A 10044-nucleotide genomic window follows, 5' to 3' on the forward strand; every position below is an offset into this window, starting at 1 on the left:
TCTCGATGCCGCGATCATGATGCGCACCATCTCCGAGTCCGGCGCTGGCATGTCGGGCGCGTCGGCGATCCACATGAACGTGTTCGGGCTCAACCCGGTCGTCGTGTTCGGCACCAAGGAACAATGCGCGCGTATGCTGCCGGGCATCGTCGATGGCCGTGAGCGCGCCTGCTTTGCGGTCACCGAGCCGAACACGGGGTTGAACACCACGCAGCTCAAGACCCGCGCGGTGCGCACATCCGATAAAAAGGGTGACAGATATGTCGTCAACGGCCAGAAGGTGTGGATCTCGACCGCGCAGGTCGCCGAGAAGATCCTGCTACTGGCCCGCACAACGCCGCTGGAAGAGGTGAAGAGCCCGACCCACGGCCTGAGCCTGTTCTACACGGACTTTGATCGCAGCCGCATCGCCGTGCACGAGATCGAGAAGATGGGCCGCAAATCGGTCGACTCCAACGAGCTGTTCTTCGAGGATTTCGAGATTCCGGTCGAGGATCGGCTGGGCGAAGAGGGCCGCGGCTTCCAGTACATCCTGCACGGCATGAATCCGGAGCGCATCCTGATCGCAGCCGAGGCCGTCGGGCTCGGCCATCTCGCGCTGTCGCGCGCCTCCGGCTACGCCAAGACGCGCAACGTCTTCAACCGTCCGATCGGCAAGAACCAGGCGATCCAGCATCCCCTTGCCAAGAACTGGATGGAGCTGGAGGCGGCGTGGCTGATGACACTGCAAGCCGGCTGGCAATACGACCAGGGCATGGCCTGCGGGCCGGCCGCGAACTCCGCGAAATATCTCGCCGCCGAGGCCGGCTTCCACGCCTGTGAGCAGGCGGTGATGACCCATGGCGGCTTCGGCTACGCCAAGGAATATCACGTCGAGCGTTATTTGCGGGAATCCCTGATCCCCCGCATCGCCCCGATCAGCCCGCAACTGATCCTGAGCTTCATCGCCGAGAAAGTGCTCGGCCTGCCGAAGTCGTATTGATGATGATCGCGCTAACTACTCCGTCATTCCGGGGCACCGCGCCAGCGGCGAACCCGGAATCTCGAAATTGGTTTGCGCGGGTAGCTCATCACATCGAGATTCCGGGTTCATCGCTGTGCGATGTCCCGGAATGACGCGGAAGGTGATTGGATGAGCTACATCACCGGCACTGGCCTCACGCCCTACGGAAAGCACGAAGGCCGCTCGTCGCTCGACCTGATGAGCATGGCGGCGCAGCTCGCGCTCGACGATGCCGGGCTGAGACGCGCTGATATTGACGGCATCCTCTGCGGCTATTCCACGGTGTCGCCGCACATCATGCTAGCCACCGTGTTCGCCGAGCATTTCGGCATCAAGCCGTCCTACGCCCACGCGGTGCAGGTCGGAGGCGCCACCGGGCTCGCAATGACCATGCTGGCGCACCATCTGGTCGAGGCTGGCGTCGCGCGCCATGTGCTGGTGGTTGGTGGCGAGAACCGGCTGACCGGGCAGAGCCGCGATGCCTCGATTCAAGCGCTGGCGCAGGTCGGCCATCCCGACTACGAGGTGCCGCTCGGGCCGACCATCCCCGCCTATTACGGTCTCGTCGCCTCGCGCTACATGCACGACTACGGCGTCACGCAACAGGACCTCGCCGAGTTTGCAGTGCTGATGCGCACCCATGCGCTGAGCCACCCCGGCGCGCAATTCCACGAGCCGATCAGCGTGGCCGATGTGATGGCGTCGAAGCCGGTGGCGCTGCCGCTGAAGCTGCTGGATTGCTGCCCGGTGTCGGATGGCGGCGCGGCCTGCATCGTCAGTCGTGAGCCGATCGGCGACACACAGGTCAAGGTGCGCGGCTGCGCCCAGGCCCATACGCATCAGCACATCACCGCAGCGCCTGCCTTGAGCGAACTGGGCGCCGAGATCGCGATCGCCAAGGCCAGGGAGGCCTCGGGACTATCGATCAGCGACGTGCGCTACGCCGCTGTTTACGACAGCTTCACCATTACGCTGGCAATGCTGTTGGAAGACCTTGGTCTCGCAGGCCGCGGCGAGGCGGCCGCGCAGGTGCGCGCCGGCTATTTCAACCGCGACGGCGCGGTGCCGCTCAACACCCATGGTGGTCTCCTGAGCTACGGCCATTGCGGCGTCGGCGGCGCGATGGCGCATCTGGCGGAGGCCCATCTGCAGATGACCGGCCGCGCCGGCGCGCGGCAGGTGCGCGATGCCACGATCACACTGCTGCATGGCGACGGCGGCGTGCTGTCGTCCCATGTCAGCATGTTCCTGGAGCGGGTGCGCTGATGCAGGCCTCGGATTGGACCACAGGTGTCGAAGCGATCCGCTATCAGCGCTGCGCGCGATGCGGACATCTGCAGTATTTCCGTCGCGACTTCTGCGCCGCCTGTGGCGCTACCGAGCTTGCCGAGGAGACGGCGAGCGGGGAGGGGACGGTCTATGCGACATCGCTGGTGTGCCGCGCCGCGACGCCGGAGACCCGCGCGCACGTGCCTTACAACATGGTGCTGATCGACGTCAGGGAGGGTTTCCGCATGATGGCGCATGGCGACAACGATCTTGCTATCGGTGACGCCGTCACCGCGCGCTTCGTTCAGTTCGCCGGTCGATTGGTGCCTTACTTCGCAAAGGCAACAGGATGATATGCGAGCTGACTGCCTTCGCACAACTTGTCCGCCTCGGGGGTAGCCGGGGCGGGACGATACTCGATACGATTGACTTCGCCCCGCCCCGTATCGCTGCGTGCGCGCGCGATACCCGTTAACTCGATACGCTTACTTCTACGCCTACTCGAACTCGTAACTTTGATGGCACCGACGCGAAACTGATACGGTACCAACGTGATGCTTACTCAACGTGATGCTTACTCAACGCGACTGAACTAACCGAATGAGCCAGTGCCTCGGCTCACATGTCATCCCACTGTCGGCGAACGACTGATACGCAGAACCTCAAACAGTCTGTCACCGTCCGTAGAAGAGGACGCTGGCGATGACCAGCAACGCGGTCACCGCCAGCATGTGCGCAAGTGCCTCCGAAGTCGCCTTCTGAGTGGCCTCCTTCATGCCGTTCCTCCCCGATAGATTGGACACGACTCTTCGTTGCGCTGGAACGCGCGCAACGTCGGCTGGATTTTTACTCGGAACACCCCTGCCTCGACCTCCGCTTTGCGAGTCCCCACTCGGCGTCGATCGACGGTTCCAAAGATCGTTTGGTAATGCGGCGTCAATTGGGCTCGCTTATGTTGCTCCTGCGTCGGAGTGCCGGTAACGTTTGGGCGATCAACAACAAAAACCAGTGAATTCAGAGAGGAACTCCATGGCCCGTATCGACTACGCCGACCCCAGCTCATTCAACGAGCGGACTCGCGAGCTCCTTTCGAAGAATCGAAGCGCCAACATCTTTCGGATGCTCGCGCACTCACCTGTGCATTTGGAGCAGTATTGCCGGCTTGGCGGCGCGATCCGCCACAGGGGCGAACTCGATCCGGTAGTGCGCGAACTCGCGATTACACGTACCGGTATCCTGTGCGAGGCACCCTACGAGATCGTTGCCCACAAACGCATCGGCAAGAGCGTCGGCGTCACCGACGAGCAGAACGCGGCGCTGGAGAATTGGCAGGGTGCATCGTGCTTCGATGAGGTGCAGCGCGCCGCACTGGCTTTCGCTGACGAGGTCGTGACGCTGAAGCGCCCGACCGACGCCACATTCAAGACGATTGCCGCAAAATTGACACCGGCGGCACTGGTCGAACTGCAACTCGCGGTTGGCTTCTACGTGATGACGTCGAAATTCCTCGAGACGTTCTCGATCGACATGCAGAAGCCCGAGGAGATCATCTGAGACGACACTGTTGCGAATCACCTCAATGAGGGCTCGATGGCAATGGCACGGAGAGGGGCGTGGCACCTGCCGGTCTCATCCTAATCGGCTTTCAGCACGTCGAGCCGCGCATTGGCGACGATGAGACGGTCGGCGAGCAATTTTGCCAGGTTGCGCATGATGGTCTCGCTTGCCTTGGGATGCTCGCTGCGAAAGCGTTCGAAATCGCTGAGCGCGATCTCGAATGCGGTGGCGGAGAAGTCGGCGAATACGTCGGCCGAGCGCTGCGGCTCGATCAGCGCCATCTCACCAAAGGCCTGCCCCGCGGTGAGCGTCGCCAGCCTGACGCCATCAGGCAATGTCACGTGGACGACGCCGGAGCGCAGAAAGAACAGCGAGGTGGCGGCGTCGCCGGCGGCGATGATGCGCTCGCTTTGCTGATAGGTGGTGATGGTGGCATGCGCGGTGAGTTCGGCAATCTCGGCTTCCGTCAATCCGGCCAGCAGCGGCTGCTCGGCCATTTCAGTGATTTCGAGAAAATCGATCGCGCCGCCGTAGCGGTAGACGATCTGGTCCTCGGCCCATTCGATCGCGGTGTCGAGCAGATAGAAGTCGCGGACGTTGGCAATGTCGCCGGTGAGCCTGGTGATCTGCTCCCACTCTGCCGACGAGCGACGAACGCCGGCGAGGATGACGGTGATGTAGAAGTCGGCGAGCTCATGAAACAGCTCGGTGAGCAGGCGCAGCCCCGCCGGCGTCATCGCGGTGACGCGGCGCAGGTCGAAGATGACGAATTGCGGCCGGATCGGGCTTTGCGCGAGCTCGCGCGAGACGTAGTCGGCATTGGAGAACGACAGCGTGCCGACCAGCTCCAGCACGCGCACCGCGTCGGGGTGTTGCGTCAGGATCGTCCGCTCCTGAGTCCTGCGGCTGCGCCGCGACGGGCTGGCTCCGATGTCGTAATCGGCGATGATGGCGTTGCGCGCATCGTCGCTGCGGTTGAGCATGTGCAGGTCGTAATGCGCGGACAGTGCCTCGCAGACGCGGATGCCGCGCACGCTGTTGCCGTGGCTGTCGAGCCGCGGCGAATAGCTGCCGAGCCCGAGCCGCGCCGGCAGGCTGGCGAGGATGCCGCCGCCGACGCCGCTCTTGGCGGGGATGCCGACGCGGTAGATCCATTCGCCGGCGTAGTCGTACATGCCGCTCGACGTCATCACCGAGAGCGTGCGCGCCACCGCATAGGTGCTCACCACCTGTTCGCCGGTGACCGGGTTGACGCCGCGATTGGCAAGCGTCGCCGCCATCACAGCGCAATCGCGCGCGGTCACCAGCACGGCACATTGCCGGAAATAGACGTCCAGCACCGCGGCGACATCAACCTTAATGACCTCGGAGTTGCGCAGGAGATAGGCGATGGCGCGGTTGCGATCGCCGGTCGCGCGTTCGGAGGCGAACACCGCGTCATCGACGTCGAGCGTGCGACCGGCGAAGCGGCCGAGCGCAACGCGGATGGTCTCGAAGGCGTCGTTGCCCTTGGCTTCGCGAATGAGGCCGCTGCAGGCGATCGCCCCCGCATTGACCATCGGATTGAACGGATGGTTCTCGGCATTGAGGCGGATCGAGTTGAAGGGATCGCCGGAGGGCTCGACGCCGATCGCGCTCTCGACCCTGGCTGCGCCGAGCGTATCCAGTGCCAGCGCGAACACGAACGGCTTCGACATCGATTGGATGGTGAAAGGGATGCGGCTGTCGCCGATCTCGTAGACATGGCCATCCAGCGTCGCAAGGCTGATGCCGAAATGCGAAGCATCCGCCTTGCCGAGCTCGGGGATGTAGCTCGCGACCGCGCCGTCATCGTCGACGCGGAAATCGGCGTGGCAGGCAGCCAGGAACCGCTGCAGCGGCAGCATCGAAGCCGCCCAGTCCTGCGGATTAGGGGCGGAGGCCTTGGCATGCTGCCGAGGGCGCGGAAGGGTCATGATCGAACTCGCCGAAGACGGAACTCGGCAGAGGTTATGTCGCAGCCGTGCGGCTGCTGCCAGCCCACAGTTTCCGCAACCCTGGTAAATCAAGGCTGGTCAATTGTTGAGCGTTTCTCAGTCGGTGACGATTGCGACCACTTGGCCTTCGGCCACGAGATCGTCGAGCTTCACCAGCAGCGTTGTCAGCGTACCGGTGGCCGGCGAGGGCACCGGTATTTCCATCTTCATCGCTTCGATGACTGCGACGTCGTCGCCGGTACTAATGCTGCCGCCGATTTCTGCCGGCAGCGCGCAGACGCGGCCGGCGACTTCGGTCGTCACCTTGATCTCTGGCATCCCACTCCCCGGCCACATGGCGTCTTGTGCCAGCATGCTAGCAACGCAGGTTTTCATGCACGGCTTTCTGTTGTGGCATCAGATTGCCTGAGGTAGCGTGTTCTTCAAGTGGAATTTAATTCCGCAGAGCGGAACCAGAGGGAACGAAACGCATGGGACGGCGCTCGGAGCGGCTGAGCAGGGTGGGGATGCTCCCTGGTGACATGACCGGTGAAGGGGACGTCATTCAGGTGGTGTCGCGGGCATTCGATGTACTGCGATGTTTCGAAGGACACGAGGCGCGCCTCGGCAATCTTGAGATATCCAACCGCTGCGGGCTGCCGCGCTCGACGGTGTCGCGCTTGACACACACGCTGACGCGGATGGGCCAGCTCGTCTATTTGCCTCGCGACCAGAAATATCGCATCGGGCCGAGTGCGGTGGCGATGAGCACCTCGATGACGCGCGGCTTGCAGTTGCGCAATCTGATCCGGCAGCGGCTGCAGGATGTCGCCGAGCAACTGCCGGGCACCGTCGGCTTCGTCATTCCGGATCAGTTTCATCTGGTCTATCTGGAGTTCGGCCGCGCTGCCAATGCGCTCGGCCTGCACGAAACCACCGGCAGCCGGATCTCGATGGCGAGCACGGCGGCCGGTCATGCCTATGTGGCTGCGCTGGAGCCGGAGGTCGGCGATGCGCTGCTGGTCGAGATGGAGCGCGAGATGCCGGAGGCCGCACAGGCGCTGCGTCCGCGGCTCGCCGCCAATCGGCTGCACCTCAAGGAGCACGGCTATGTGACCGCCTGCGGCCTGTGGAGCGCGCATATCAACGGGCTGGCGCTGCCGCTGTGGTCGCCGCAATACCAGACCTATGTCGTGCTGACGATCGGGCTGCTCTCGGCGATGTATGATGAGACGCGTCTGCATGACGAGGTGGCGGGTCCGATGCTCGAGCTCGGCCGCACCGTCGGCGCGCTGCTGCAGGGCGCCGAGGCCGAGATATTCAATGGACGGATGGATAGAAAGCCGCTCCCGGTGACGCCTAAGAACAATCACAAGAACACCGACAAGATCACCCGGACGGAGGAGTTGAATGGTCTGGAAGCCCGAGCTCGACGAACTGGCCCGGCGGGAAGCCTTCGCGCGGGAGATGGGCGGCGCTGACAAGGTCAAGCGCCAGCACGACCAGGGTCGGCTTACGGTCCGCGAGCGCATCGATGGATTGATCGATCGCGGCAGCTTCCACGAGATCGGCGCGGTCGCTGGTGTCGGCGAATATGATGCCGAGGGCGAGCTGAAGCATGTGACGCCCGCCAACTGCGTGTTCGGCCGCGCCAGGATCGACGGCCGCACCGTGGTCGTGGTCGGCGACGACTTCACCGTGCGCGGCGGCTCCGCCGACGCCTCGATCTCGGCCAAGCCGCTGATGGCCGAGGAGATGGCGCACGACTTCCGCCTGCCGATCATCCGCGTCATCGAGGGCTCGGGCGGCGGCGGCTCGGTGAAGACGATCGAGACCAAGGGCGCGGCCAATCTGCCCGGCGGCATCGGCGGTAACAGGTGGTATCGTTATACGACCGAGAACCTGTCGCGTGTGCCGGTGGTCGCCTTGGGCCTGGGCTCCGTCGCCGGACTGGGTGCGGCGCGGCTCGCCGCCAGCCATTATTCGATCATGACCAAAGCGTCAGCGATGTTCGTCGCCGGCCCGCCGGTGGTGAAGCGGCTCGGCCAGGACCTCGGCAAGCAGGAGCTCGGCGGCGCCGACATCCAGACCCGCGCCGGCGCGGTCGACCATGCCGTCGATACCGAGGAGGAGGCGTTTGCGTGCGCGCGGCGCTTCCTGTCCTATCTGCCGTCCTCGGTCCATGAGCTGCCGCCGATCTTGCCGTGCACGGACGATCCCGAGCGCCATGACGAGGCCCTGCTGAACGTGGTGCCGCGCAGCCGCCGGCAGGTCTACAAGATGCGGCCGATCATCGGATCCGTCGTCGACCAGGGCTCGTTCTTCGAGGTTGCGCAGAATTTCGGCCGGCCGGCCATCGTGGGCCTTGCGCGCCTGGAAGGCCGCGCGGTGATGGTGCTGGCCAGCGATCCCTTCCACTATGGCGGCTCCTGGACGGCGGACGCCTGCCAGAAGGTCATACGCTGGGTCGACTTCGCCGAGACCTTCCATCTGCCGATCGTTTACCTGATGGATTGCCCCGGCTTCATGATCGGGCTCGATGCCGAAAAAGCTGGCACGATCCGCCACGGCGTCCGCGCGATGGCGGCGGTCAACCAGACCACAGTGCCGTGGTGCACGGTGATCGTGCGCAACTCGTTCGGCGTCGCCGGCGTGGTGCATCAGCCGGCCGACCGCTTCTCGATGCGCTATGCCTGGCCGTCGGCCTATTGGGGCTCACTGCCGCTGGAAGGCGGCATCGAGGCAGCCTATCGCGCCGAGATCGAGGCGGCTGAAGATCCCAAAGTGAAGCTGAAGGAGATCGAGGAGCGGCTGAACAAGCTGCGCTCGCCGTTCCGCTCCGCCGAGAAATTCTGGGTCGAAGAGATCATCGATCCGCGCAAGACGCGTTCGCTGCTTTGCGAGTTCGCGCGCCTTGCCGAGCCGCTGCGCACGGCGGGATTGCCGCGCGCGATGACGACGCGGCCGTGAGACTCAATCCTCGGCCGTCAGGTAGACTTCGCCCATGAACAGCGCGTCGATGCCGGACTTGCGGAAGGTGACGATCGCGTCCGCCGGCGTGCAGACGATCGGCTCGCTGTCGTTGAAGGACGTGTTGACGACGAGCGGCACGCCGGTCAGCTCGTGGAAACAGGAGATCAGCTCGTGATAACGCGGGTTTGAGTCCCGCTGCACCAGCTGCAGCCGGGCGGTCCCGTCCTGATGCAGGACGGCGGGGATGCGATCCTTGCGGTCGGGCTTGACGCCACATGCGAACAGCATGAACTCGTGGCTCCTGGCGTGCGCGCCGACCTCGAACCATTGGTCGGCATGCTCGGCGAGCACGCTCGGTGCGAAGGGCCTGAAGTCCTCGCGGTGCTTAACCTTCTGGTTGAGGATGTTGCGCATGTCGGGCCGGCGCGGGTCGGCGAGCAGCGAGCGGTTGCCCAGCGCCCGGGGTCCGAATTCCATGCGGCCCTGAAACCAGGCGACGATCTTGCCGTCGGCGAGCATCCCGGCGGCGTCGCGCGCGGGATTTTTGCTGATGTGCGGCGTGAAGCCGGCCGACTTGACCGCCGCCAGGATTTCGCGCCGGTCGAATTCAGGGCCGAGATAGGGTGTCGAATTGCCGCGCTCCGGCTGATTTTTCGCTTTCGCGCAATGCACGGCGAAGGCGGCGCCGATTGCGGTGCCTGCGTCATGCGGCGCATAGGGGATGAATATTTCGGAGAAGCCACCGGCTTGCTTGATCAGTTCGTTGGTGACGCAATTGAGCGCGACGCCGCCGGCGAAGCAGAGCTTGTCGAAGGGCACCTTGCGCTTGAGGCGCCGGACTAGCGCCATGATAGCTTCATTGGTAGATTCCTGCAGCGCCGCGGCGATATCGGCATGCCGGCGCTCGAACGCCATGTCTTCATAGCGCGGCGGACCAATCAGGCTCTCCAGCCGGCTTGTCTTGGCCGACTGGAAGCCCATCGCCTCCGGATCGACCGAGTAATCCTCGTCGCCGACGCGGATCATTTGCGCGAACTGGGTACGGAACGTCGCGGGATTGCCATAGGCCGCCAGCCCCATCAGCTTCGAGGCGTCGTAGATATCGAAGCCGAGATAGCCGCAGATCACTTCCCAGGCAAAGCCGATCGAGTTGGGAAAGTCGAAGCTCTCGATCTCCTCGATATCCTTGCCGACGCCCTTCGCCAGCGTCGAGCCGGCCGCCTCGCCGATGCCGTCGACGGTGAGGATGGCGGCGCGATCAAAGCCCGAGGGGAAATAGGCCGAGGC

Annotated in this window: 9 protein-coding genes; 6 read left to right on the forward strand and 3 right to left on the reverse strand. The window is 64.2% G+C overall.

The window, feature by feature from the left end:
- The 4 genes from WA702_RS11875 to WA702_RS11890 all read left to right on the forward strand — a co-directional run.
- Window positions 1–982: acyl-CoA dehydrogenase family protein (locus WA702_RS11875; protein ID WP_425110715.1), on the forward strand; the 982-nt coding region annotated here is incomplete at its 5' end.
- A gap of 150 nt (window positions 983–1132) precedes the next feature.
- Entirely contained in the window at window positions 1133–2269 is a 1137-nt protein-coding gene (locus tag WA702_RS11880; RefSeq protein ID WP_425110716.1) for a thiolase family protein, read from the forward strand.
- Entirely contained in the window at window positions 2269–2625 is a 357-nt protein-coding gene (locus WA702_RS11885; RefSeq protein ID WP_425110717.1) for a Zn-ribbon domain-containing OB-fold protein, read from the forward strand. Before WA702_RS11880 ends, WA702_RS11885 begins: the two co-directional genes overlap by 1 nt.
- A gap of 676 nt (window positions 2626–3301) precedes the next feature.
- Complete coding sequence (locus tag WA702_RS11890) at window positions 3302–3826, forward strand: carboxymuconolactone decarboxylase family protein (protein ID WP_425110718.1); 525 nt, start codon at window positions 3302–3304, stop codon at window positions 3824–3826.
- An 80-nt stretch (window positions 3827–3906) separates the two neighbouring features.
- Here WA702_RS11890 and glsA read toward each other — a convergent pair whose 3' ends face one another.
- Together glsA and WA702_RS11900 are read right to left on the reverse strand one after the other, a co-directional pair.
- A complete protein-coding gene (glsA, locus tag WA702_RS11895) occupies window positions 3907–5784 on the reverse strand; it encodes a glutaminase A (RefSeq protein ID WP_425110719.1) in 1878 nt (625 codons plus the stop codon).
- Window positions 5785–5901: 117 nt separating this feature from the next.
- Window positions 5902–6123: an acetyl-CoA carboxylase biotin carboxyl carrier protein subunit gene (locus WA702_RS11900; RefSeq protein WP_425110720.1), complete on the reverse strand. Its 222-nt coding sequence runs from the start codon at window positions 6121–6123 to the stop codon at window positions 5902–5904.
- A gap of 152 nt (window positions 6124–6275) precedes the next feature.
- Between WA702_RS11900 and WA702_RS11905 the strand changes: the two genes are divergently transcribed.
- Together WA702_RS11905 and WA702_RS11910 are read left to right on the forward strand one after the other, a co-directional pair.
- On the forward strand, window positions 6276–7265 hold the full coding sequence (locus tag WA702_RS11905) for an IclR family transcriptional regulator (RefSeq protein WP_425110721.1): 990 nt from the start codon (window positions 6276–6278) through the stop codon (window positions 7263–7265).
- Window positions 7195–8754 (forward strand): acyl-CoA carboxylase subunit beta, encoded by a 1560-nt coding sequence (locus WA702_RS11910; protein WP_425110722.1) that lies wholly within the window; start codon window positions 7195–7197, stop codon window positions 8752–8754. Before WA702_RS11905 ends, WA702_RS11910 begins: the two co-directional genes overlap by 71 nt.
- A gap of 3 nt (window positions 8755–8757) precedes the next feature.
- Here the strand turns inward: WA702_RS11910 and WA702_RS11915 are convergent.
- A partial coding sequence (locus tag WA702_RS11915) for a carbamoyltransferase family protein (RefSeq protein WP_425110723.1) occupies window positions 8758–10044 on the reverse strand: 1287 nt, incomplete at its 5' end.

The organism is Bradyrhizobium sp., assembly GCF_049798375.1.
Lineage (GTDB): Bacteria > Pseudomonadota > Alphaproteobacteria > Rhizobiales > Xanthobacteraceae > Bradyrhizobium.